The sequence below is a fragment of the Shewanella decolorationis genome (genome assembly GCF_004354305.1).
GTDB classification, from domain to species: Bacteria; Pseudomonadota; Gammaproteobacteria; order Enterobacterales; family Shewanellaceae; genus Shewanella; species Shewanella decolorationis.
On record NZ_CP037898.1, the window covers coordinates 4,622,734 to 4,648,371 of the forward strand.

At 47.2% G+C, this 25,638-nt stretch carries 22 protein-coding genes; 19 read left to right on the forward strand and 3 right to left on the reverse strand.

Going from position 1 to position 25,638, the window contains the following annotated elements; genetic code table 11:
• The first annotated feature begins 2 nt into the window (after positions 1–2).
• Positions 3–1,628 carry a membrane protein insertase YidC gene (gene yidC, locus EYR25_RS20740; RefSeq protein ID WP_133182627.1) on the forward strand — a complete coding sequence of 542 codons (1,626 nt, stop codon included), beginning with the start codon at positions 3–5 and terminating at the stop codon, positions 1,626–1,628.
• 104 nt (positions 1,629–1,732) lie between these two features.
• Positions 1,733–3,094, forward strand: a complete 1,362-nt coding sequence (mnmE, locus tag EYR25_RS20745) for a tRNA uridine-5-carboxymethylaminomethyl(34) synthesis GTPase MnmE (protein WP_133182629.1) — start codon at positions 1,733–1,735, stop codon at positions 3,092–3,094.
• A 194-nt stretch (positions 3,095–3,288) separates the two neighbouring features.
• Here mnmE and EYR25_RS20750 read toward each other — a convergent pair whose 3' ends face one another.
• On the reverse strand, positions 3,289–4,356 hold the full coding sequence (locus EYR25_RS20750; RefSeq protein ID WP_133182631.1) for an ATP-binding protein: 1,068 nt from the start codon (positions 4,354–4,356) through the stop codon (positions 3,289–3,291).
• Positions 4,353–5,081 carry a response regulator gene (locus tag EYR25_RS20755; protein WP_023266051.1) on the reverse strand — a complete coding sequence of 243 codons (729 nt, stop codon included), beginning with the start codon at positions 5,079–5,081 and terminating at the stop codon, positions 4,353–4,355. The genes EYR25_RS20750 and EYR25_RS20755 overlap by 4 nt, the downstream gene beginning before the upstream one ends.
• Before the next feature lie 161 nt (positions 5,082–5,242).
• Here EYR25_RS20755 and EYR25_RS20760 point away from each other — a divergent pair, with 161 nt between their 5' ends.
• Together EYR25_RS20760 and EYR25_RS20765 are read left to right on the forward strand one after the other, a co-directional pair.
• On the forward strand, positions 5,243–6,397 hold the full coding sequence (locus EYR25_RS20760; protein WP_133182633.1) for an efflux RND transporter periplasmic adaptor subunit: 1,155 nt from the start codon (positions 5,243–5,245) through the stop codon (positions 6,395–6,397).
• A 14-nt stretch (positions 6,398–6,411) separates the two neighbouring features.
• Positions 6,412–9,543, forward strand: coding sequence for a multidrug efflux RND transporter permease subunit (locus EYR25_RS20765; protein ID WP_133182635.1), 3,132 nt, complete (start codon positions 6,412–6,414; stop codon positions 9,541–9,543).
• Between the two features lie 177 nt (positions 9,544–9,720).
• Here the strand turns inward: EYR25_RS20765 and EYR25_RS20770 are convergent, their stop codons facing one another.
• A complete protein-coding gene (locus tag EYR25_RS20770) occupies positions 9,721–11,268 on the reverse strand; it encodes a POT family MFS transporter (protein ID WP_023266054.1) in 1,548 nt (515 codons plus the stop codon).
• A 177-nt stretch (positions 11,269–11,445) separates the two neighbouring features.
• On the opposite strand from EYR25_RS20770, the gene mioC reads away from it, so the two are divergent.
• From mioC to glmU, 15 genes are all read left to right on the forward strand, one after another.
• Positions 11,446–11,886, forward strand: a complete 441-nt coding sequence (gene mioC / locus EYR25_RS20775) for an FMN-binding protein MioC (protein ID WP_133182637.1) — start codon at positions 11,446–11,448, stop codon at positions 11,884–11,886.
• A gap of 440 nt (positions 11,887–12,326) precedes the next feature.
• Positions 12,327–14,216, forward strand: coding sequence for a tRNA uridine-5-carboxymethylaminomethyl(34) synthesis enzyme MnmG (mnmG, locus tag EYR25_RS20780; protein WP_133182639.1), 1,890 nt, complete (start codon positions 12,327–12,329; stop codon positions 14,214–14,216).
• Between the two features lie 117 nt (positions 14,217–14,333).
• Positions 14,334–14,954 carry a 16S rRNA (guanine(527)-N(7))-methyltransferase RsmG gene (rsmG, locus tag EYR25_RS20785; RefSeq protein ID WP_023266056.1) on the forward strand — a complete coding sequence of 207 codons (621 nt, stop codon included), beginning with the start codon at positions 14,334–14,336 and terminating at the stop codon, positions 14,952–14,954.
• Positions 14,955–15,028: 74 nt separating this feature from the next.
• Positions 15,029–15,817 (forward strand): ParA family protein, encoded by a 789-nt coding sequence (locus EYR25_RS20790; protein ID WP_011718840.1) that lies wholly within the window; start codon positions 15,029–15,031, stop codon positions 15,815–15,817.
• 9 nt (positions 15,818–15,826) lie between these two features.
• On the forward strand, positions 15,827–16,705 hold the full coding sequence (locus EYR25_RS20795; RefSeq protein WP_011718839.1) for a ParB/RepB/Spo0J family partition protein: 879 nt from the start codon (positions 15,827–15,829) through the stop codon (positions 16,703–16,705).
• 225 nt (positions 16,706–16,930) lie between these two features.
• A complete protein-coding gene (locus EYR25_RS20800; protein ID WP_011718838.1) occupies positions 16,931–17,314 on the forward strand; it encodes an ATP synthase subunit I in 384 nt (127 codons plus the stop codon).
• A gap of 12 nt (positions 17,315–17,326) precedes the next feature.
• Positions 17,327–18,121 (forward strand): F0F1 ATP synthase subunit A, encoded by a 795-nt coding sequence (gene atpB, locus EYR25_RS20805; RefSeq protein ID WP_133182641.1) that lies wholly within the window; start codon positions 17,327–17,329, stop codon positions 18,119–18,121.
• Between the two features lie 70 nt (positions 18,122–18,191).
• Positions 18,192–18,443, forward strand: coding sequence for a F0F1 ATP synthase subunit C (atpE, locus tag EYR25_RS20810; RefSeq protein ID WP_006083840.1), 252 nt, complete (start codon positions 18,192–18,194; stop codon positions 18,441–18,443).
• Between the two features lie 38 nt (positions 18,444–18,481).
• Positions 18,482–18,952 (forward strand): F0F1 ATP synthase subunit B, encoded by a 471-nt coding sequence (gene atpF / locus EYR25_RS20815; protein ID WP_011624650.1) that lies wholly within the window; start codon positions 18,482–18,484, stop codon positions 18,950–18,952.
• A gap of 16 nt (positions 18,953–18,968) precedes the next feature.
• Positions 18,969–19,502: a F0F1 ATP synthase subunit delta gene (gene atpH / locus EYR25_RS20820; protein WP_011718835.1), complete on the forward strand. Its 534-nt coding sequence runs from the start codon at positions 18,969–18,971 to the stop codon at positions 19,500–19,502.
• 14 nt (positions 19,503–19,516) lie between these two features.
• Positions 19,517–21,058 (forward strand): F0F1 ATP synthase subunit alpha, encoded by a 1,542-nt coding sequence (atpA, locus tag EYR25_RS20825; protein WP_011718834.1) that lies wholly within the window; start codon positions 19,517–19,519, stop codon positions 21,056–21,058.
• Positions 21,059–21,108: 50 nt separating this feature from the next.
• Positions 21,109–21,969 (forward strand): F0F1 ATP synthase subunit gamma, encoded by an 861-nt coding sequence (atpG, locus tag EYR25_RS20830; RefSeq protein WP_011718833.1) that lies wholly within the window; start codon positions 21,109–21,111, stop codon positions 21,967–21,969.
• A 35-nt stretch (positions 21,970–22,004) separates the two neighbouring features.
• Positions 22,005–23,396 (forward strand): F0F1 ATP synthase subunit beta, encoded by a 1,392-nt coding sequence (atpD, locus tag EYR25_RS20835; protein ID WP_023266060.1) that lies wholly within the window; start codon positions 22,005–22,007, stop codon positions 23,394–23,396.
• 36 nt (positions 23,397–23,432) lie between these two features.
• Positions 23,433–23,861 carry a F0F1 ATP synthase subunit epsilon gene (locus EYR25_RS20840; protein ID WP_011624645.1) on the forward strand — a complete coding sequence of 143 codons (429 nt, stop codon included), beginning with the start codon at positions 23,433–23,435 and terminating at the stop codon, positions 23,859–23,861.
• A gap of 170 nt (positions 23,862–24,031) precedes the next feature.
• Entirely contained in the window at positions 24,032–25,396 is a 1,365-nt protein-coding gene (gene glmU, locus EYR25_RS20845; RefSeq protein WP_039977549.1) for a bifunctional UDP-N-acetylglucosamine diphosphorylase/glucosamine-1-phosphate N-acetyltransferase GlmU, read from the forward strand.
• Positions 25,397–25,638: the final 242 nt, after the last annotated feature.

Genomic DNA, 25,638 nt, shown 5'->3' on the forward strand with positions numbered 1-25,638 from the left:
CTATGGAATCTCAACGCAATATATTGCTAATAGGACTACTGTTTGTCAGCTTTTTGCTGTGGCAACAGTGGCAAGCAGACAAAGCTCCAAAACCCGTTGCAACCGAATCGTCTGTAGTGGCGAATGTAACCACAAATCACAGTGCTGATGTTCCAGAAGCAGACACAGGTGTCCCAGCAGCCTTAACGGCAACGCAAAATCTGATCACCGTTAAAACCGATCAGCTCGATGTACAAATCAACCCAGTGGGTGGTGACATCGTTTTTGCGGCTCTGGTTTCACACAAACTGGAACAGGGTAAAGACCAGCCATTTGTTTTGCTTGAGCAAACCAAAGATTTCACCTATATCGCTCAGAGTGGCCTGATTGGCCGTGATGGTATCGATAGCAGTGCTAAAGGTCGCGCCACATTTGCTGCCAGCAAAACTGAATTCACCTTAGCTGATGGCCAAGACACCTTAGAAGTACCACTAACCTATGTGGCTGATAACGGTGTGACTTACACCAAAGTGTTTGTCTTCCATCGTGGCAAGTTTAACGTTGATATCGATTACAAAATCAACAACACCTCAGCTGCTCCATTACAAGTTCAGATGTACGGTCAGATTAAACAGACCATCAAGCCATCTGAAAGCAGCATGATGATGCCAACTTACCGTGGCGCCGCGTTCTCGACTCAAGATGTACGTTACGAAAAGTACAAGTTTGAAGATATGAGCAAGAGCAACCTCAATCAACCGACTCTCGGTGGTTGGGCGGCGATGCTGCAACATTACTTCGTATCAGCTTGGATCCCACCAGCAACCGATAGCAACACCATTTTCTCGAGTGTCAGTGCTGGCGGTTTAGCTAACATTGGTTTCCGTGGCGCGGTATACGATATTGCACCGGGTGCGACTCAAGAAATTAGCTCACAGTTTTATGTAGGTCCTAAGGATCAAAAAGCGCTATCTGCGTTATCTGATACCTTAAACCTGGTTGTTGATTACGGTTTCCTTTGGTGGTTAGCCGTGCCAATCCACTGGTTATTGATGTTCTATCAATCCTTTGTGGGTAACTGGGGTGTGGCAATTATCCTGATCACCTTAACCGTTCGTGGTTTACTGTTCCCGCTGACTAAAGCGCAGTACACCTCAATGGCGAAGATGCGTAACCTACAGCCAAAACTGCAGGATCTAAAAGAACGCTTCGGCGATGACCGTCAAAAGATGGGTCAAGCCATGATGGAACTGTACAAGAAGGAAAAAGTGAACCCTATGGGTGGCTGTTTACCTATCTTGTTACAGATGCCAATCTTCATTGCCTTGTACTGGGTATTGTTAGAAAGCTTCGAGCTGCGTCACGCGCCATTTATGTTATGGATCCACGACTTATCTGTACAAGATCCATACTACATTCTGCCGTTGCTGATGGGTGCGTCTATGTTTGTGATGCAAAAAATGCAACCTATCGCACCGACCATGGACCCAATGCAAGTGAAGATGATGCAATGGATGCCAATGATCTTTACCGTATTCTTCCTGTGGTTCCCATCAGGTCTAGTACTGTACTGGTTAGTGGGTAACATTGTTGCCATCATCCAGCAGAAGATTATTTATGCAGGTCTAGAGAAAAAAGGCTTAAAATAAGCCCAAGCGCTAGATAAGAGCTAACGGCTCAGCATATGCAAAAAGGCGGCTTAATGAGCCGCCTTTTCCTTTAGATGATTTGATCGATATTAATGGGTATTTCCGTGACAACTGACACTATCGTGGCACAGGCCACCGCGCCCGGACGGGGCGGCGTGGGTATCATTCGTATCTCTGGTGATAAGGCAACTGATGTGGCCATGGCCGTATTGGGTCATTTACCTAAACCCCGTTACGCCGATTACTGCGACTTTAAAAATGCCTCAGGCCAAGTGATAGACCAAGGTATCGCCCTGTTTTTTAAAGGCCCTAATTCCTTCACCGGTGAAGATGTATTAGAGCTGCAGGGCCACGGTGGTCAAATCGTCCTCGATATGCTGATCAAGCGCGTATTAGAAGTTGAAGGTATTCGCATCGCCAAACCAGGCGAGTTTAGCGAACAGGCCTTTATGAACGACAAGCTGGACTTAACCCAGGCCGAAGCCATTGCCGACCTTATCGATGCCACCAGTGAGCAAGCCGCCAAAAGCGCGCTGCAATCGCTCCAAGGGGAGTTTTCAAAAGAAGTACACGAGCTGGTGGACCAAGTCACCCATCTGCGTTTATACGTCGAAGCCGCGATTGATTTCCCCGATGAAGAAGTCGACTTTTTAAGTGATGGCAAAATCGCCAACGCGCTCTACAAAATCATCGACAAACTCAGCGCCGTCCAAGCCAGTGCCAAGCAAGGCTCTATTATCCGCGAAGGGATGAAAGTGGTGATTGCTGGTCGCCCCAATGCCGGAAAATCTAGCCTGCTTAATGCGCTCGCAGGTAAAGAGTCAGCAATTGTCACCGAAATTGCCGGCACCACCCGTGACGTATTGCGCGAGCATATCCATTTAGATGGCATGCCACTGCATATTATCGACACCGCAGGCCTGCGCGACACCACAGATACGGTTGAACAAATAGGTATCGAGCGGGCGTGGAACGAAATAAACAGCGCCGATCGGGTGTTATTTATGGTCGATGGCACCACCACGGATGCGGTCGATCCCCATGATATTTGGCCCGATTTTATCAATCGCCTGCCCGCCAATTTAGGCGTGACCGTTGTCCGCAATAAGGCCGATCTCACCGGTGAGAACCTCGCCATGACCGAAGAAAAAGGTTACAGCGTGTATCGGATCTCGGCTAAAACCGGCCTTGGCGTTGAGGAATTAAAGCAACACCTTAAATCCTTGATGGGCTATCAGAGTAATCTCGAAGGTGGCTTTATCGCCCGTCGTCGTCACCTCGAAGCATTAGATATTGCCGCAAGCCATCTGCAACTCGGTAAAGAACAATTAGAGATTTACCTCGCAGGTGAATTGGTAGCCGAAGAACTGAGAATGGCACAATTAGCCCTGTCTGAAATCACTGGCCGCTTCACCTCAGACGATCTACTGGGCAAAATTTTCAGCTCATTCTGTATCGGGAAGTAAAATAGTAAAACGCATCAAACCAAATCAAAACAACATTATGATTTTAAAATAATTTTGTTTTACTTGGTGGGAAGTGATTTGAAGGGTTTTGTCGATTCTTGCTCCGCATGTGCTCCAAAGATAAATTTTGGAGCACATTTGTAATATAAGAAAAAAACCTATTAAATAAATATATTAGTAGACAAGAATAAAGCCTAAACTTGCCTAATTGGCCAAAATAGAACGAATACTGTTCCTCCACGACCCGATGGCTGGCAGACCACATGGCCGCCGTGAGCTTCAACAATAGTCTTAACCACGGCAAGACCAAGCCCGCTACCACCACTTTTTCGTGAACGAGAAGGATCTACTCGACGAAATGCTTCGAATACGTAACTGGCGGCAGCATCAGGGATACCTGGCCCCTCATCTTCCACACTTAGATAGCAATTATCATCCGAATGATAGAGCCGCACTGTTAACTCGCCGGGATCTGCATGCTGGCGAGCATTTTCTAGTAGTGCGATTAGCACCTGACGGATACGGATGGCATCACAGTAAACTTGAAGGCTAGAATCGAGTTCCAACTTAAGTTTGAGTCCTCTGGCATCTAAAGCCGCTGCAAAGGTCTCAATAACAGCACTAAGTTCATCCGCTAAACAAACCTCTACACGATGTAACTCTAAGTGGCCACTGTCGTTGAGGCTAAGCACTCGTAAATCTTCTATCAGGTGATTTAGGCCTTCGACCTGCCGTAACAATCCCTCGAACAACTCACTATTAGGACTAAAAACACCTTCAGCTAAGCCCTGCAATCGACCACGCAAAATAGTGACCGGAGTGCGAAGCTCATGGGCAATGGCCGCATTCCAAAACTCCCGCTCTCGGGTCATACACTCTAATCGCTCAGCCATCGCATTAAAGTCACTGACCAGTTGCGCGGTTTCTCCCATAGTATCTTGATCCATTTTTGCGCGTGCGTTGAGTTTACCTAGAGCGACTTCGCGTAGACTATATGCCACAGAATTCAACGGATTGAGGATTCGCCGAGACAGACGAACAGCAACAAAAAGCGACATCCCCAATGCGGCGGCAATAGTGCAAACAATCCAGATCATCTCCATCCGAGAAGGCATCCAAGTTTCAGATATGCTGCCAGGCAAGTAGGTCACCGCAATGGCATAGAAAACATAGGAACCAAATACCGACAGGAAAATAATCCCTAGCGTCATCACTGCTAAGGATTGAATGATTTGCCTGCGTAAACCCGGTGATTGCCTCATACTTCACCACCAAAGCGATAGCCAACTCCCCAGACGCTGAGAGGTACTCCTTGAATATTAAGTGCTTCAAGTTTTTTACGCAGCTTACTGATATGACTATCTACAGTGCGTTCCTGAGTATCCCCCTCGGGCAAGCAATTAATCAGCAGCTCCTCACGGCTAAAAACGCGTTTTGGCGCACGCATCAGACAGGCTAACAGTTTAAATTCAGTGAGAGTCAGATCGAGTATTTGCTGCTGATCGTTCAAATTCACGCTGGCCTCGTGACTGTCTAAGTCGATTTGGAACTGACCGACGCGCAATATTTGGCTATTGGTAGACGGGTTAATTCGGACACGTCGCAACACAGCCTGAACCCTCGCGACCACCTCAGCAGGATTGAAAGGTTTAACCACATAGTCATCGGCACCGAGGCGTAACCCCATTAACTTATCGATATCTTGGTCAAGCGCGGTGAGCATGATCACTGGAGTATCGCCACGGGAGCGAATTTCATTCAATACCTTCCAGCCATCGAGATTAGGCATCTGTACATCAAGCAACAACAGATCGGGCTTAAATGTATCGTGCATGGCTAATGCTTGAATACCATCCGTAGCGTGTTGAGTTCGCAGCCCACTACGCTGTAAATAGGCAATCAGGATCTCGGCAATCTCGGCTTCATCTTCGGCAATCAGTACAAGTGCCGAAGTCATCTGACTTTTTGTGGCATTGAGATTGGACATGAATAGCTCCAAGGCTGAAATTGAAGAACTTTATCACTCCCTCCACACATTCTCCACAAAGCCTCGAATAATTCGCAATAGCGACCCGTCATAATTCAGTGAGTTCTCAGGCATTGATAGATGTCAACAGTGAGAACGTAGCACATTGAGGAGAGTTGGTTATGTTCAGCAAAAAACGGCATTTAAACTTGGTATTCCTAGTCGGAATTGCCGTAATGGGATTGATGGGTTGCGACTCAGCGGAGCAGGAGGAAAATTCCCCCTCTCTAATTCAGGTTTCTGTCATCACACTGGATAACGAAGCACTATTGGTCACTGAAGATCTACCTGGTCGCGTTGTTGCTGTTCGCAGTGCTGAGATCCGCGCGCAAGTTAGCGGCATAGTTCAACATCGTCTGTTCGAACAAGGCAGCGAGGTAACATCTGGCACAGTGCTATTCCAAATTGATCCTGCACAATTTAAAGCCGATGTTGCTATTGCGGCGGCTGCCTTGCAGCGAGCCGAAGCCGTATTGGTTCGTTCTCGCCAGGAAACGGCACGCTTGGCTTCCCTGTTAAAAACCGAAGCGGTTAGCCAACAAATGTTTGATGATGCAATTTCCCTGCGCGATCAAGCCGCAGCAGATGTCGCCCAATCCCAAGCGACACTTACGCGGCGCCAGTTAGATTTAGAATTTGCCAGCGTTAAAGCCCCTATATCAGGGAAAATTGATCAAGCCTTAGTGAGTGAAGGAGCCTTAGTTTCACCGACTGATACCACCCCAATGGCGAGGATCCAACAAATTGACCAAATGTATGTCGATGTTCGTCTGCCAGCATCAATGTTAGGCAGCATGCGTCAGCAAGCAAACGAAGCTACCCCTGAGTTAAGCGTAGAGATCCTGAGCAGCAGCGGTGAGCCTCTTGGTATGAAAGGTCATATCTTATTTTCGGGCTCCGAGGTGGATATAGGTACCGGCGATGTACTGCTGCGTGTACTCGTTGATAATCCACAACATCGGCTATTGCCCGGTCTTTTTGTAAAAGCTCGGATCCCAAAGGCTTACTATCCTTCCACTCTGAGAGTGCCACAACAGACGGTCACCCGTAAGGCGGGTCAACCCCAAGTGTGGGTACTTAATGCGGAGGGCAAGGTACAGCCTATGGCAATTAATGTCGATGAGCTAGTGGCAGGCCGCTACCGCGTGATATCAGGACTATCTGCTGGCCAGCAGATAGTCGTTGAAGGCATCGAACGCCTAAGTCCTGATGCGCAGGTTCATGCTCGGCCTTGGCAACCCACCGTAGAGCAGCAACTAAGTGCCGATGTGCGCTGATTTGGAGACACACCATGCCACAGTTTTTTATTAACCGCCCAGTATTTGCATGGGTGATAGCCCTCTTTATCGTACTGATTGGTGTCATCTCGATTCCGCAATTACCTATCTCTCGCTACCCTTCGGTTGCCCCCGTGTCCGTGAGCATTTATGCCGCTTATCCAGGCGCCACGCCACAGACACTTAATGACTCTGTGATAAGCCTTGTCGAGCGTGAACTATCGGGGGTAAAAAACTTACTGTACTTTGAATCATCAGTTGACAGCTCAGGAAGTGCACAAATTACCGCCACCTTCAAACCGGGCACAGATGCGGAACTTGCCCAAGTTGATGTGCAAAATCGCATTAAGACAGTCGAACCACGCTTACCTCAAGTAGTACGGCAGAGCGGTCTGCAGGTTGAGTCGGCGGCATCGAGCTTTCTGATGATGATTGGCATGACGTCACCTAATGGTCAATTTGACGAAGTCGCGCTAAACGACTATTTGGCGCGAAATGTTGTTGAGGAACTACGTCGAATCAACGGTGTAGGACGAGTGCAATTATTTGGTGCAGAGCAAGCCATGCGTGTCTGGGTTGACCCCAATAAACTCACCGCCTATGGCCTGACAATGAACGATCTCGCTCTGGCGATTGAACAGCAAAACGCACAAATCGCCCCTGGCCGACTCGGTGATGAACCAGCCTTGTCAGGACAACGCCTAACAGTCCCATTGACCGTACAAGGACAACTGACCACACCCAAGGAGTTCGCCGCAATTGTCCTACGTTCCAGTGTCGATGGCGCCAAATTGGTGTTGGCTGATGTGGCTAGAGTTGAGCTGGGCGCTCAGTCCTATGGTTTTTCGAACCGTGAGAATGGCGTAACGGCAACCAGTGCCGCAATTCAACTATCCCCAGGCGCCAACGCCGTTCGCACCGCTTCAGCAGTGCGAGAACGCTTAGCCGAACTAGCAACCAGCATGCCCTCAGGCATGAGCTATTCGGTGCCCTTCGACACCGCGCCCTTCGTCAAAGTGTCTATCGAAAAAGTAATCTATACCCTGTTTGAAGCTATGGTCTTAGTGTTTCTGGTCATGTTCCTGTTCTTGCAGAAGCTGCGCTACACGCTAATTCCAGCCATCGTTGCCCCCATCGCATTGCTCGGAACCTTTGCCGTAATGTTGCTGGCGGGTTTTTCAATAAATTCGCTGACTATGTTTGGCATGGTATTGGCCATTGGCATTATTGTTGACGACGCTATTGTAGTGGTTGAAAACGTGGAACGGCTGATGGCGACCCAAGGGTTATCCCCCAAAGAAGCAACCTCACGGGCGATGAAGGAAATTACCGGTGCGGTAATTGGTATAACCTTAGTACTAACGGCGGTGTTTATTCCCATGGCCTTTGGTAGCGGATCGGTGGGTGTTATCTACCAACAATTTAGTTTGTCTATGGCGGTGTCAATCCTAATTTCGGCCTTCCTCGCCCTGTCTTTAACTCCAGCCCTATGTTCAACACTACTGCGTCCGGTCAGTGCAGATCACCAACACAAAAGCGGATTTTTTGGTGCTTTTAACCGCGCCTTCCAACGCTTGACGGATCGTTACAGTGCACGGTTAGTATACTTGGTAGGGCGTAGTGGGCGGATGATGGCGGCATTTGCAGTGATCTGCGCTGTACTCGTATTAGCGGTTAAGGAATTACCTTCGTCCTTCCTACCCGACGAAGATCAAGGCTACTTCATGACCTCCATCCAATTACCCACAGGCGCAACGAGCGAACGTACACTGGAAGTGGTTAAAAAATATGAAGCGCACGTTGCTACTCGCCCAGCATTGGATGCCAACATGGTAGTACAGGGCTTTAGCTTTGCAGGCTCAGGCCCAAACGCCGCCATGGCTTTCACTATGCTCAAAGATTGGGATAAACGTAATGGTGCCACTGCGGCAGAGGAAGCAGAGCTTGCACAAAAAGCCATGGCTGATAACGTCGATGGCACTGTCATGAGCCTAATGCCACCTGCCATCGACGAATTAGGCACCTCATCAGGCTTCACTCTATATCTGCAAGATCGAGCCAACCGTGGCGAGGCCTCGTTACTTGCTGCACAGGCGCAACTGCTCGAGTTAGCGGCTCAAAGCAAGGTGGTTAACAATGTCTACCCAGATGGTCTACCGCCCGGTGAAAGCATTAACCTAGATATCAATCGACCAAAAGCCGAGGCTATGGGCCTATCTTTCGCAGTGGTAAGCAGCACGCTTTCGGCGGCCATGGGATCTATGTATGTCAATGATTTTCCCAATAATGGACGTATGCAACAAGTCATTCTGCAAGCGGAAGCGTCTGCACGTATGCAGCTAGATGACGTGCTAAGCCTACGGGTGCGTAATTCTAGCGGTGGCATGGTACCACTGCGAGAAGTCGTGACACCCAAATGGAGTGAATCGCCACAACAAATTATGCGCTTTCAAGGCTTTCCGGCAGTGCGAATTTCGGGAGGTGCTGCGCCAGGCATTTCCAGCGGAGCATCTATGGCTGAAATGGAGCGCCTAGTGGCACAGTTGCCACCAGGCTATGCGATAGCGTGGACGGGGGCATCACTACAGGAGCGCCAATCGGCTGCACAGGCGCCGCTGCTGATGCTGTTATCTGCGCTTGTTGTATTTTTGGTTCTTGCAGCACTGTACGAGAGCTGGTCGATTCCGCTATCGGTAATGCTGGTAGTACCGCTGGGACTCATAGGAGCCGTGGCAGCGGTTATGCTACGAGGCATGCCTAATGACGTGTTTTTCAAGGTGGGGATGATTACCATCATTGGCTTATCGGCGAAAAACGCCATACTTATCGTCGAATTTGCCCGCCAATTACACGCCGAGGGACACAGTTTGGTCGATGCAGCAGTAACCGCTGCACAGCTGCGTCTGCGTCCAATCTTGATGACTTCGCTAGCTTTCACCCTTGGCGTCGTCCCATTGATGCTTGCAAGCGGCGCGAGTGCAGAAACTCAACACGCTATCGGCACCGGCGTTTTCGGCGGTATGCTTAGCGGAACCATACTAGCAATATTCTTTGTTCCAATCTTTTTTGTCTTTGTCATCGGCGGCCAAGAACGTTTTTATATCTGGCTAAGTCGACGTAAGACGACCAAAACAGCCAAAGGGTAAACGCAATGACATTTATAAAAGTACAACTATCTAACGTCTCTTTGGTTCAGTAACAGCCTTCGCAAATAGGCTCAACTCCAGCTTCTTGAAAATTCAATAAGTATTAAAATAATCAGCCCCTTGTTTTTAAATCAAGGGGCTGATTTTTATCGCTAATTATTCAAAAGGCTTAGAGCATCATACCTGACGGTAGTGATCCTGCATTTGATAGGACCTAGCATAGAGCGCGAAGATGACCGCCGCCAAGATCGCAAATCCCGCGAAGAAGAACATTTGAAATGCCGTCACACTCATCCCAGTTTGAACAATTTGCTCCGTCACCGCAGGGCTTTTTACACTCACATTAGCGAGTAATACCCAAAGGTTACCGACGGTAACCGATAAGGTCCAAAAGCTCATAATCGTGCCCTTCATTGCCTTAGGTGCTTGGCTATAGGCAAATTCTAAACCCGTCGCCGAAACTAATACTTCACCAAAGGTCAGTAAGGCGTAGGGTAAAATCTGCCAGAAGATAGACAGCGCCGAGCCACCGTCCATCATCAACTGAATCGTCCCAACCACAATCCAGCTTAAGCCAGTTATCGCGATCCCCGCCCCCATTTTACGCAGCGCAGTTAATTTCACGCCCATACGCTCAATCGCAGGATATAAAACGAAGTTATTAAATGGGATCAATAACATCACTAACAGCGGGTTTAATGCCTGCATCATCGCGGGTTCAAACCACGAAGGTTTAACCATATCGTTAGCCTGCAAAATCCAAGTCGACGCCTTTTGATCGAACAATGACCAAAATGGCGTGACTAAGGCGAACAACACCAAAATACGCAGCACTGAACGCACGCCATCCACGGCCGCATCAGGGTGAACTCCCCTAGCGCGCTCAAGCTGTAATGACGCCCCAATGCCAACAAATCCCATCAGCAGCACCATAGCGCTACACAAACCAGCCACAATCCCTAAGGTAGGAATATTCACCAGCGCATAAGCGGCTGAAACACCACCAATTAAGGCTAACACTAAACCGATATTGGCTTTGCCTTCGAGCTTAGTAAGCAAAGCGCTGCGAATAACGGGTAAAAATCCATGGGGATCCTTTGGCTCTGGCGGCATATGCACATAACGTTTGCGGCCTAACCAGAAAAATACCGTGGCGATAAACATCAACACACCGGGGATCCCGAAAGCCACAGCTGCTCCAAAATTCTTGAGTAACAATGGCATAGATAAGGATGCGAAGAAAGAGCCGAAGTTGATCGTAAAATAGAACATATCAAAGGCTTTTTGCGCCAAAGACTTGTTGCTCTGATCAAACTGATCGCCCATAAACGAAGAAACTAAAGGCTTAATCCCGCCGGAACCTAAGGCAATTAAAAATAAGCCGGTGTAAAAGCCTTGCACACTATGTTCAAAAATCGCCAAAAACGCATGGCCCACACAGTAAAGTAAGCTTAACCACAGAATCGTGTTGTACTTACCAAAGAATCTATCTGCAATCCAACCACCGAGTAAGGGGAAAAAATACACCCCAATCACGAACGAGTGGAACACATCCTTGGCCACAGCTCCGCGAAGATCTTCGGGAATAGAGAGCAAAAGTGCCGTCATCAAGAATGGTGTTAGAATGTTGCGCATGCCATAAAAACTGAAACGCTCGCACGCTTCACTGGCAATAATATAGGGTATTTGGCGTGGCCACTTTGGCGCATCGGCAGGAGTAGTCATCTGTTATCCTATTATAATTGTTATAAAAATTTACAATCATAGGTATAAAACCTCGATTGCAGCCAAAGATACTAGCAGACTGCAAATCAATAGTGAGTAAATTTATACAGCAAAACACTGTAAGTAGATGTAAGCCCCAAAAATGATAGAAATTAACGACCACAGAGAGCAGTAACAATGACCAAGATCGCGATATTAGTCGGCACCACCCTCGGCAGCAGTGAATATATAGCAGATGAAATGCAGGCCCAGCTCACTCCATTAGGCCATGAAGTCGATACCTTTTTGAGCCCTACATTGGATGAATTGCAATCATATCGCCTTTGGATCATCGTTTCGTCGACCCATGGCGCTGGCGATCTGCCCGACAATTTGCAGCCATTTAGTAAAGAACTGCTGCTAAACACACCGGATCTGACCCAAGTTCAGTTCGCCTTATGTGCGATTGGCGATTCGAGTTATGACACCTTTTGCCAAGGCCCAGAAAAGTTAGTTGAAGCGCTGGAATATAGCGGTGCAAAAGTCATTGTGGATAAGATCCAGATCGATGTACAACAGGATCCAGTGCCAGAAGACCCAGCTTTAGCGTGGTTGGCACAATGGCAAGATCAAATTTAAGATCCTCTCTTGGAAAACATACCAAACCACCCACAGTTTAGATCTTATTTATCCACAAAAAACTACTTTAATGTATATTTTTGTGGATAAACTATTATTTAGATCTGATCAACCTCTGTGCTATTCACAACCTGATCTGCTTAAAGATCCCCCTTGTGGATAAATAGCCGATCTATCCCCACCTTTTCTGGCAGTAGATATCGGATAGATCACAAGAATAAAAGCTCATTACTATTTGATATAAATAAGAAAATAAGCTTACCCACAGGAAAGAGCGATCCTAATAGTAAACATAGTAAGAAGATCTATATAAAGATCTTAAGATCTATTAGTCCCGATCCTATGGATCCATTTTCTAAAAATGATCATTCACCTCATTCAAAGCAAATGCTAAAATGATCGGCTCACGTTGGGTCTCTTAAGTTACTAAAGGTAGGGTCATGCATTTTCATGAACGGTTTGATGTTATTGTTGTAGGTGGTGGTCATGCCGGAACTGAAGCCGCATTGGCTGCAGCAAGAATGGGCTCTAAGACATTATTGCTGACGCATAATCTTGATACTTTAGGCCAAATGTCATGCAACCCTGCGATCGGCGGTATTGGCAAAGGTCATCTGGTAAAAGAAATCGATGCATTAGGCGGTGCAATGGCGATCGCAACCGACTATGCAGGGATCCAATTTAGAACCCTAAACTCGAGCAAAGGCCCAGCAGTAAGAGCGACTCGTGCTCAGGCTGATCGCGCTTTGTATCGTCAGAAGATCCAAAATATTCTGCAAAACCAAGCCAACTTACGTATTTTCCAACAAGCCGTTGATGATCTGGTGGTTGAGAACGATCGCGTAGTCGGCGTAGTGACTCAAATGGGCTTAGCCTTTGAAGCACCAGCAGTGGTCTTAACCGCGGGCACTTTCCTCAGTGGTAAGATTCACATTGGTTTAGAAAACTACAGTGGCGGTCGTGCTGGCGATCCACCATCAATCGCACTCGCCCACCGTTTACGCGAGTTGCCAATCCGTGTTGGCCGTTTAAAAACCGGTACGCCACCGCGTATCGATGCCAACACCATCGATTTTAGCCAGATGACAGAACAGAAAGGCGATACGCCATTACCTGTGATGTCGTTTATGGGCGATGTAAGCCATCACCCGAAACAAATTTCTTGTTGGATCACCCATACCAATGAAAAGACACACGATATTATTCGTGGTGGCTTAGATCGCAGCCCTATGTATTCAGGCGTGATCGAAGGGATTGGTCCACGTTACTGCCCTTCTATCGAAGACAAGATCCATCGTTTTTCAGATAAATCATCGCACCAGATCTTTATCGAACCCGAAGGCTTAAACACCAACGAGATCTACCCTAACGGTATTTCCACCAGCTTGCCTTTCGATGTGCAGCTAAATCTGGTTCGTTCGATCCAAGGTATGGAAAATGCTGAGATTGTTCGCCCTGGTTATGCGATTGAGTACGATTATTTCGATCCAAGGGATCTTAAAAACTCGTTAGAAACCAAAACCATCAATGGTTTGTTCTTCGCGGGCCAAATCAACGGTACTACAGGTTACGAAGAAGCCGGAGCCCAAGGTTTACTCGCGGGGATGAACGCTGCGCTGCAGGTTCAGGGCAAAGAAGCTTGGTGTCCTCGCCGTGATGAAGCCTACATAGGTGTATTGGTTGATGATTTATCAACCTTAGGGACTAAAGAACCCTACCGTATGTTTACCAGCCGCGCCGAATACCGCCTATTGCTGCGTGAAGACAACGCCGATCTGCGTTTAACCGCAAAAGGTCGTGAATTGGGTCTAGTGGATGATGCACGTTGGGCCTCTTTCAGTGAAAAAATGGAATCGATCGAGTTAGAGTTACAACGTCTACGTAGCCAATGGATCCATCCAAATTCACCATTGGTGCAAGTGTTAAATCCGCATCTAAACACGCCTATCTCCCGTGAAGCGTCGTTTGAAGAGTTGCTGCGTCGTCCTGAAATGGATTACAGCAAATTGATGCAGATTGAAGGCTTTGGTCCAGGACTTGCCGATCCACTCGCTGCCGAGCAAGTACAGATCCAAGTGAAGTACTCTGGCTATATCCAACGTCAGCAGGAAGAGATCAACAAAGCGGTACGCAATGAGAACACTGGTCTGCCATTGAACCTTGATTACAAAGAGGTTCCAGGGCTTTCAAATGAGGTTATTGCTAAGTTAAATAGCCATAAGCCCGAGACCATTGGCCAAGCATCGCGTATCTCTGGTATCACGCCAGCAGCGATTTCAATTCTGTTGGTGCATCTGAAAAAACGCGGTTTATTACGCAAGAGCGCGTAAAAGCTAGCTTAATCGCCAGTTTGGTCGCAGAAGGGAAGCATTCAGGCTTCCCTTCGACGTTTCAGGGCTTCATAATAGCCAGCGAGTTTATAATCTTATCTTTATTGAGGTTGTTCAGTGTTATCTGCCCAGTTAGAGGCCTATTTAGCCGAAATTAATCTGCCCGCCACGGCTGAGCAGAAAAAACAACTGCTTGATTTTGTTGGCATGCTCAACAAATGGAATAAAGCCTATAACCTAACCTCGGTAAGAGATCCTGAGGCGATGCTTGTCCGTCATATCATGGACAGCTTAGTGGTGTCGCCCCATTTGCAGGGCGAGCGCTTTATCGATGTAGGGACAGGTCCTGGGCTGCCCGGCATTCCCTTAGCGATTATGAATCCAGATAAAACCTTTGTGCTGCTCGATAGCTTAGGCAAGCGGATCCGTTTTCAAAAGCAAGTGGCCTTTGAACTAGGGATCCACAATATCAGTTCGATAGAAAGCCGAGTCGAGGCCTATCAACCCGAGCAAAAGTTCGATGGAGTGCTCAGCCGCGCCTTTGCCTCAATCCATGATATGTTGACATGGTGCCATCATTTGCCTGCCGAGCATGGACAATTTTATGCGCTCAAGGGACAACTGAGTGATGAAGAGATGCAACAAATCCCCGCTGGATTTGTGGTGACCGAAACCATCGAACTCCAAGTGCCTAGACTCGATGAGCAAAGACATTTACTCAAAATAATCAAAGAATAACAGGCTTAAAGCTCCTCATTTCATATGGATTTTTAAGTAGGCAATAAACCAGAATTTACATACAGGGTGACATTGTGGGTAAAGTAATTGCCGTGGCCAACCAGAAAGGTGGCGTAGGGAAAACAACAACTTGTGTCAACTTAGCCGCCTCTTTAGCCGCGACTAAGCGTAAAGTACTGCTGATCGATCTTGATCCTCAGGGTAATGCCACCATGGGAAGCGGTGTCGATAAATACGAAGTCGAAAACACGGCTTACGAACTGCTGGTTGAAGAAAAGCCCTTCGATGAGATCGTGGTCAAAGACACCACGGGGAAATACGATCTGATTGCCAGTAATGGCGATGTGACCGCGGCAGAAATTAAACTCATGGAGTTTTTTGCCCGTGAAGTGCGGTTACGTAATGCGCTCGCACCGATAAAAGATCAATACGATTATATCTTTATCGATTGCCCGCCTTCGCTCAACATGTTGACGGTGAATGCCATGTCGGCGGCGGATTCCGTGCTGGTGCCAATGCAGTGTGAGTATTTTGCTCTGGAAGGCTTAACCGCCTTGATTGATACCATCACCAAATTAGCGGCGGTGGTGAATCCTGGTTTGGGGATTGAAGGGATTTTGCGGACCATGTACGACCCGCGTAATCGCCTGTCGAATGATGTGTCCGATCAGCTAAAACAGCATTTTGGTGATAAGGTTTACCGCACTGTGATCCCACGTAATGTGCGTTTGGCCGAGGCGCCGAGCTTTGGTGCTCCTGCTATGTACTACGATAAATCGAGTGCGGGGGCTAAGGCATATTTAGCGTTAGCGGGCGAGATGATCCGCCGTTCCGAACAGAAAACTCAGGCTAAGCGAGCGTAAAGGATAACCATGACGTTAAAGAAAAGAGGGTTAGGCAAAGGCTTAGATGCTTTACTGAGTAACAGCCACGCCGCGAGTAAAAAACACACGGAAGAAGTGGTTGTTGTCGATAAAAAAGAAGAACTTATTCATCTGGATCTCGACCTGCTACAACCGGGTAAATACCAACCTCGTAAGGACATGTCTCCCGAGGCGTTAGAAGAACTCGCCCATTCCATCCGCAATCAAGGCATTATTCAGCCGATTGTGGTGCGTCCTGTCAGCGATAGCCAGTATGAAATCATCGCCGGTGAGCGCCGTTGGCGCGCTTCCCAATTGGCGGGTGTCGAAAAAATCCCTTGTATCGTTAAACCGGTTCCCGATGAAGCGGCGGTCGCCATTGCGTTGATTGAAAACATTCAACGTGAAGACTTAAATGCCATGGAAGAAGCCATTGCATTACAACGTTTGATGCAAGAATTTGAGCTGACTCACCAACAGGTTGCCGATGTTGTGGGAAAATCTCGCGCGAGTGTATCTAATTTGTTACGGCTAAACGGTTTAAATGAACCGGTTAAGCGTTTACTCGAGTATGGCGACATTGATATGGGCCATGCACGCGCTTTGCTCGCAATTGAGGGTGAAGAACAAACAAATCTGGCGAGATTAGTGGCTGCCAAGGAATTAACCGTTCGGGAAACTGAACGATTGATTAATCAAACCTTAAATCCGCCCAAACCCGTCGAAACTACGACTAAAGATCAAGATGTTTGTCGTTTAGAGCAGCAGTTAATTGAAAGATTAGGTGCCAAGGTTTCGATCGCTCATAGCAGTAAGGGTAAGGGTAAAATTGTAATTAACTATCAGAATCTGGCTGAATTAGACGGAATTCTTAGCAAAATTCGTTAATGTCTGTAGATTAACAGTTTTTAATGTAAATTTGTGACATATGTTAATTTTGAGTTTTGACTGTTTTGGCGCTATATCACGTTAAAAGTGCTGTTTTTCCTTATCTCAAAGTTGCAATGAAGGCGTGAAAAGGTATACTTTCGCAAGCTTTTTGTGCATCGACAAAAATACGGATATTTGTCATCCGGTCATCGAAACAAAAAGTATGAATGCGGAGAGGATGAGTTGAGTAAGGTTTTAGCGCGTCGTGGCCGGTGGTCAGCCTATAAATTGGTGATGATGCAGGCGGCGGTGGCTGGGGGTGCTTCAATTCTCTTTTTCGTCGTGTGGGGAGTTCAGTTTGGCTATTCTGCGTTAGCAGGTGGTTCAATTGCTGTGCTCCCTAATTTTGTATTCGCGACCCTCGCTTTCTCTCATACGGGAGCAAGTTCAGCTGCAAAAGTGATTAAAACTTTTTACTGGGGGGAAGCGGTAAAGTTGCTGTTAACCATCGCAATGTTTTCATTGGTGTTTAGCAAGCTTGAGGTGGCATTTTTGCCGCTTTTTGTTTGTTATGTGCTGACGTTGATAGTGCATTGGACAGCACCTTTATACTTCAAGCAAAGTTAAGTGGGATGAATCATGGCTGCAACTGGTGAAGCGTTAACACCGCAGGGCTATATCCAGCATCACCTTACCAACTTACACGTTGGTGAAGGTTTCTGGACATGGCACATTGATTCGTTGTTCTTTTCGGTTGGTCTTGGTGTTCTGTTCCTGTGGATTTTCCGTAGTGTTGGTAAAAAAGCGACTTCAGGTGTTCCCGGTAAGCTGCAATGCTTTATCGAGATGATCGTTGAGTTCGTTGATAACAGCGTGAAAGAAAGTTTTCATGGCCGCAATGCCCTGATCGCGCCTTTAGCTCTGACCATTTTTGTATGGGTATTCATGATGAACTTCATGGATATGCTTCCTGTTGACTTGCTGCCATGGTTAGCAAGTTTTGCGGGCGTTCCATACTTAAAAGTGGTTCCGACAACTGACGTAAACATCACCTTCAGCTTAGCTATTGGTGTGTTTGTGCTGATTATTTACTACAGCATTAAGGTCAAAGGCGTGTCTGGTTTTGTTAAAGAACTGACGCTACAGCCCTTTAACCATAAGGCAATGATACCCGTCAACCTCCTATTAGAGACAGTTACTTTAGTTGCTAAGCCAATTTCATTGGCATTGCGTCTATTCGGTAACTTGTACGCAGGTGAGTTGATCTTCATCCTTATTGCGCTGATGTATGGTACCAACTTGTTATTATCTTCCCTGGGTGTGACTCTGCAACTAGGTTGGTTAATTTTCCACATTTTGGTTATCACGCTGCAGGCGTTTATCTTCATGATGCTGACCATTGTTTATTTAAGCATGGCCCATGAAGATCATTAAGGATTGCTGAAGAAATTTTAAACTAAATCATCAACTAATTAGATTTAGATTTTAGATACTGGAGATACAGATGGAAACGATTTTAGGCATGACAGCTATCGCTGTTGCTCTGCTGATTGGTATGGGTGCTCTTGGTACTGCAATCGGTTTCGGCTTATTAGGTGGCAAGTTCCTGGAAGGCGCTGCGCGTCAACCAGAAATGGCTCCTATGCTACAAGTTAAAATGTTCATCGTAGCGGGTCTGTTAGACGCCGTAACAATGATCGGTGTTGGTATCGCATTATTTATGCTGTTCACCAACCCGCTGGGTGCAATGCTGTAAGAAAACGCTTCTGTCTTAACTCTAAATAGGAGGCTGTTGTGAATTTCAACGCTACCCTAATCGGTCAGACGGTCGCCTTTATCATCTTCGTGTGGTTCTGCATGAAGTTTGTATGGCCCCCTTTGATGAATGCCATCGAAGCGCGCCAAAAAAGGATTGCTGACGGTCTAGCTGATGCTGATCGTGCGGTAAAAGACCTAGAGTTGGCTCAAGCGAAAGCGACTGACCAACTAAAAGAAGCCAAGGTGACTGCTAACGAAATTATTGAGCAAGCTAACAAGCGTAAAGCTCAAATAGTTGAAGAAGCTAAAGCCGAAGCAGACGCTGAGCGTGCAAAAATCATCGCTCAGGGTAAAGCAGAAATTGAAGCTGAACGTAATCGCGTGAAAGAGGATCTGCGTAAGCAGGTTGCTACTCTTGCCATCATGGGTGCTGAGAAGATCCTTGAGCGTTCTATTGATCCAGCCGCCCACAGTGACATAGTTAATAAACTAGTCGCTGAAATTTGATAAGGGAGTTTGAGTTATGGCTGAATTAACCACCATCGCTCGCCCTTACGCAAAGGCAGCTTTTGACGTTGCTGTTGAACACAATGCAGTGGATACCTGGGCAGAAATGCTCACGTTCGCCGCACTGGTTAGTGAAAACGAAACCATGCAGCCACTGCTAACTGGTTCTTTAGCCAGTACTAAACTTGCTGCACTCTTTATTAGTGTGTGTGGTGAGCAAATCAATGAGCAAGGTCAGAACTTGATAAAGGTAATGGCTGAAAACGGTCGCTTAAAGGTACTACCTGCTGTATCTGAGCTTTTTGCTCAATACCGTAATGAGTGGGCAAAAGAAGTGGAAGCCGATGTGGTTTCTGCAGCTGAGCTCAGCTCTGAACAACAGCAGCAGATCAGTAATTCTTTAGAGAAACGTCTCGCACGCAAAGTTAAGCTGAATTGCAGCACTGACGCCGCGCTCATCGCCGGTGTAATTATTAAGGCAGGTGACTTAGTCATTGATGGCTCTGTCCGCGGTAAGTTATCGCGTCTGTCTGAAAAGCTGCAGTCGTAATTGGGAGTTTGAGCATGCAACTGAATTCCACTGAAATCAGCGATCTGATTAAGCAGCGGATCGAGCAGTTCGAAGTCGTTAGCGAATCTCGTAACGAAGGTACTATCGTTGCGGTAAGTGACGGCATTATCCGCATCCACGGCCTAGCCGATGTGATGCAAGGTGAAATGATCGAACTGCCTGGTAGCCGTTTTGCAATCGCGTTGAACCTTGAACGTGATTCTGTCGGTGCCGTAGTAATGGGTCCTTATGCTGATTTAGCAGAGGGCGTAAAAGTTAAAACTACTGGCCGTATTCTGGAAGTTCCAGTCGGTCGCGGCCTGTTAGGCCGTGTAGTTAACACTCTGGGTGAGCCAATTGACGGAAAAGGCGCTATCGATAACGATGGTTTCTCTCCTGTTGAAGTGATCGCACCAGGTGTTATCGAGCGTAAGTCAGTAGATCAACCAGTTCAAACTGGTTATAAAGCCGTTGACGCTATGATCCCAATCGGTCGTGGTCAACGTGAATTGATCATTGGCGACCGTCAAACTGGTAAAACAGCGATGGCGATCGACGCAATCATCAACCAGCGCGATTCTGGCATCAAATGTGTGTACGTAGCAGTAGGCCAAAAGGCTTCTACAATCGCTAACGTAGTACGCAAGCTAGAAGAGCACGGTGCATTAGCTAACACTATCGTTGTAGTAGCAACAGCTTCTGAAGCTGCAGCACTGCAATACTTAGCACCATACTCTGGTTGTGCTATGGGTGAATACTTCCGCGACCGCGGTGAAGATGCGCTGATCGTATACGATGACCTGTCTAAGCAAGCTGTTGCTTACCGTCAGATCTCGTTACTGCTGAAGCGTCCACCAGGCCGTGAAGCTTATCCTGGTGACGTATTCTATCTACACTCTCGTTTATTAGAGCGTGCTTCACGCGTAAACGAAGAATATGTAGAGAAGTTCACTAAGGGTGCTGTAACAGGTCAAACCGGTTCTTTAACCGCGCTGCCTATTATTGAAACTCAGGCGGGTGACGTATCTGCATTCGTACCGACCAACGTAATTTCTATTACTGACGGTCAGATCTTCCTTGAGACCGATCTGTTTAACTCTGGCTTACGTCCAGCGGTTAACCCAGGTATTTCTGTTTCTCGTGTTGGTGGTGCGGCTCAGACTAAGATCATCAAGAAACTGTCAGGTGGTATCCGTACCGCTCTAGCACAGTATCGTGAACTTGCTGCGTTCTCACAGTTTGCATCTGACTTAGACGATGCAACTCGTGCTCAACTTGAGCATGGTGTGCGTGTTACCGAACTGATGAAGCAAAAACAATATGCTCCTATGAGCGTAGCCGCTCAAGCTGTGTCAATTTTCGCAGCTGAAAAAGGTTACCTGAAGGGCGTTGAGCTGAAAAAAGTTGGTGATTTCGAAGCCGCTCTGCTCTCGTACATGAACAGCGAGCATGCTGCTTTAATCAAGCTTATCAACGAGACTGGCGATTATAACGCCGATATCGAAGCTGAATTAAAAGCTGGCCTCGACAAGTTCGTAGCAACCCAAACCTGGTAACAATGATAGAGGTGTCTTAAGGCACCTCAGGTCCAGATTGGAGAGTAGAGATGGCCGGCGCTAAAGAGATTAAAACCAAGATCGCGAGTGTGAAAAACACTCAGAAGATCACGTCCGCCATGGAAATGGTGGCAGCCAGCAAAATGCGCAGAGCGCAGGAACGCATGGCTGCAAGCCGTCCATACGCGGAAAGCATGCGTAAGGTGATCGGTCACGTAGCGCAAGGTTCTCTCGAGTATAAACACCCCTACTTAGAGGTGAGAGAGGCCAAGCGGGTTGGTTACATTGTTGTAGCAACCGACCGTGGCCTTTGTGGTGGTCTGAACGTCAACCTCTTTAAAAAGGTTGTTTCAGACGTGAAAAGCTGGAAAGAGCAAGGTGCAGAATTTGAATTTTGCCCAATTGGTGCTCGTAGTGTTCAGTTTTTCAAAAGCTTTGGCGGTCAAGTATCTGCCCATGCTTCAGGTTTAGGCGATGCGCCAAAGCTCGCAGACCTGATCGGGACAGTACGTGTAATGCTAGATGCTTACAACGAAGGCAAACTGGATCGTCTGTACGTAGTGTTCAACAAGTTTGTAAACACTATGACGCAGACTCCTGTGATCGAGCAGCTGCTACCTTTGCCTAAATCGGAAGATGATGAGGTTGCTCATCGTTGGGACTACATCTACGAGCCAGATCCAAAAGCCCTTTTGGATACCTTATTGGTTCGTTATGTAGAATCTCAGGTTTACCAAGGTGTTGTTGAAAACATTGCTTCTGAACAGGCTGCCCGTATGGTGGCGATGAAGGCGGCAACAGACAACGCGGGTACACTGATTGACGATTTGCAATTGGTCTATAACAAGGCTCGTCAGGCTGCGATTACGCAGGAACTGTCGGAAATTGTTTCTGGTGCCTCTGCGGTTTAGGTTAGGTAACGAATACAAGTTTTAGAGGATTAATCATGAGCACAGGTACTGTTGTCCAAGTGATTGGCGCGGTTGTGGACGTAGAGTTTCCACAAGATGCCGTACCTCAGGTATATGACGCTCTGAAGATCACAGGTGAAGGCTCCTGTAATGGTTTGGTGCTGGAAGTTCAGCAACAACTAGGTGGTGGTGTAGTTCGTACCATCGCTATGGGTACTTCTGATGGTCTGCGTCGTGGTCTTGAGGTAGTAAACTCAGGTTCACCTATTTCTGTTCCTGTTGGTACTGCCACGCTTGGCCGTATCATGAACGTATTAGGCGACCCTATTGATGAAGCTGGCGCAATTGGCGAAGAAGAACGTTATGTGATTCACCGCAGCGCTCCTTCATACGAAGAGCAATCAAACACGACTGAACTGTTAGAGACTGGTATCAAGGTTATCGACCTTGTATGTCCATTCGCTAAGGGTGGTAAAGTAGGTCTGTTCGGTGGTGCGGGTGTTGGTAAGACAGTTAACATGATGGAACTGATTAACAACATCGCTAAAGCTCACTCAGGTCTTTCTGTATTCGCCGGTGTAGGTGAGCGTACTCGTGAGGGTAACGACTTCTACTACGAGATGAAGGATTCTGGCGTTCTCGACAAAGTAGCCATGGTTTATGGTCAAATGAACGAGCCACCAGGAAACCGTCTGCGTGTAGCACTGACCGGTCTGACTATGGCTGAAAAATTCCGTGACGAAGGTCGTGACGTTCTGTTGTTCGTTGACAACATCTACCGTTACACCCTAGCCGGTACTGAAGTATCAGCACTGTTAGGTCGTATGCCTTCTGCAGTAGGTTACCAACCCACTCTGGCTGAAGAAATGGGCGTTCTGCAAGAGCGTATTACTTCAACTAAGACTGGTTCTATTACCTCTGTACAAGCGGTATACGTACCTGCGGACGACTTGACTGACCCGTCACCAGCAACAACCTTCGCTCACTTAGATGCGACTGTTGTATTGTCACGTCAAATCGCTTCTCTGGGTATTTACCCAGCGGTTGACCCACTGGATTCGACTTCTCGTCAATTAGATCCATTAGTGGTTGGTCAAGAGCACTATGACGTAGCTAACGGTGTACAAACTGTTCTGCAACGCTACAAAGAGCTGAAAGACATTATTGCGATTCTCGGTATGGACGAACTGTCAGACGAAGATAAGATGACCGTTGCCCGTGCACGTAAGATTGAGCGTTTCTTGTCTCAGCCTTTCCACGTAGCTGAAGTCTTTACTGGTTCTCCTGGTAAGTACGTATCTCTGAAAGACACTATCCGTGGCTTCAAGGGAATTCTGAGTGGCGAGTTCGACCACATTCCAGAACAAGCGTTCTACATGGTTGGTTCTATCGACGAAGCTGTCGAGAAAGCTAACAAAAAGAAATAACTAAGTAGTCATACTTAGTTTTTTAAGGAGAACGGGATGGCAGCCATGACAGTACAGCTTGATATAGTAAGCGCAGAGAGCAGCATCTTCTCAGGTCGCGTAGCTAGCCTACAAGTGACCGGTTCTGAAGGTGAGTTGGGCATCATGCATGGCCACGCTCCACTGTTAAGCTATATCAAACCTGGCATGGCGCGCATCGTCAAACAAGACGGCAGCGAAGAAGTGTTTTATCTTTCTGGTGGTTTACTGGAAGTGCAACCTTCTTCTGTTTCTGTGTTGGCTGATGTGGTTATGCGTGCCAAAGATATTGATGAGCAGGCAGCATTAGAAGCCAAGCGTCGTGCAGAAGCCCATATGGCGACTGCGGGTGCGGACTTCAATTATGACGCCGCTATGGTTGAGTTAGCGAAAGCAATGGCTCAATTACGTGTTGTTGAAACCATCAAGAAAAACATTGCCAGATAAAGGTTATTGTTTGTGATAAAAGGCGGTTATCGAAAGATACCCGCCTTTTTTGTTGGTTTTTTCGCTGCGTTTTGATATCTGCCTTTCGCTTTGCTGCGCCTTTCCGTTAAAATTGCGCCATTAAATCGAGCTCAGTTTATCCCTTTGGGATGTTAATCAAGGATATGGCAATGGCATTAAATGTAGTGATCTTAGCGGCAGGAAAAGGAACTCGCATGCGCTCGGATCTTCCCAAGGTATTACATCCTATCGCCCACAAGAGCATGGTGCAGCATGTTATCGATACCGCCCACAGTATCGGCAGCGATGCCATTCAATTGGTGTACGGCTATGGCGCCGACAAATTAAAATCGGCTTTGGGTGAGCAGCAACTCAATTGGATGTTGCAAGCCGAGCAGTTAGGCACTGGCCATGCGGTCGCTCAAGCGATTCCGAATATCGATGATAATGACACTGTGCTGATCCTTTACGGTGATGTGCCATTAATCCAAGCCTCTACGCTTGAAGCTTTGCTTGCTGCGCGTCCCGATAATGGTGTAGCGATTTTAACCGTCAATCTAACCAATCCAACTGGCTATGGCCGTATTGTGCGCGAGCAAGGCAAGGTTGTCGGTATCGTCGAGCAAAAGGATGCCAATGCTGAGCAGTTAGCCATCAATGAAATCAACACAGGCATTATGGCTGTGCCGGGCAAGGCATTAAAAACCTGGCTTGGCCGTTTATCGAATAACAATGCTCAGGGTGAATACTATCTCACTGATATTATCGCCATGGCTCACGCCGACGGGGTTGAAATTAATACTGCTCAGCCACAGTCTGCTATCGAAGTGGAAGGCGCTAATAACCGCGTGCAACTTGCACAACTTGAGCGCGCCTATCAGGCCCGCGAAGCCGAAAAGCTGATGATTGCTGGCGCAAACCTACGTGACCCAAGCCGTATCGATATCCGTGGTGAAGTGACGGTCGGTATGGATGTAATGGTCGATGTGAACGTAGTTTTCGAAGGCAAAGTGGTGATTGGTAATAACGTTAGCATCGGCGCTGGCGCAATTCTTATCGATTGTGAAATTGCCGATAATGCCGAGATCAAACCTTACTCTATTATCGAAGGCGCTAAGCTAGGCGTTGCCGCTAGTGCCGGGCCTTTTGCCCGTTTACGCCCAGGTGCTGAGTTAATGCAGGATGCCCATATCGGTAACTTCGTTGAGATGAAAAAAGCCGTTTTAGGTGTGGGTTCTAAGGCGGGTCACTTAGCCTATTTAGGCGATGCGCAAATCGGTGCGGGCGTGAATATTGGTGCGGGCACTATTACCTGTAATTACGATGGTGCCAATAAACACCTAACCGTGATTGAAGATAATGTGTTTGTGGGAAGTGATACTCAGCTGGTGGCGCCTGTGACCATTGGTAAAGGCGCGACGCTGGGTGCAGGGTCAACAATTACCCGTGACGTGGGTGAGGATGAGCTGGTGATCACCCGTGTTAAGCAAAAACACCTGACTGGCTGGCAACGTCCGGTAAAGATTAAGAAATAACGGCTCTATTCTCAGCAAACATAAAGCGGCTTATTGCCGCTTTATGTCTTTTTTGTCAAAGCTAAAAATCCTCACTAAATAAAAATTAGCCAAATTAATGTTGAGTTAATAATGAAGTGTTATGGCTAATCCATTGTTTTTATTCAAAGTTGATCTAAATCACGCTGAATTGTAAATTCGTGTAAAGATGATTAAATAAAAACAATTCTTATTTATATTGCCTGCAATTCTAAGACGAAAGG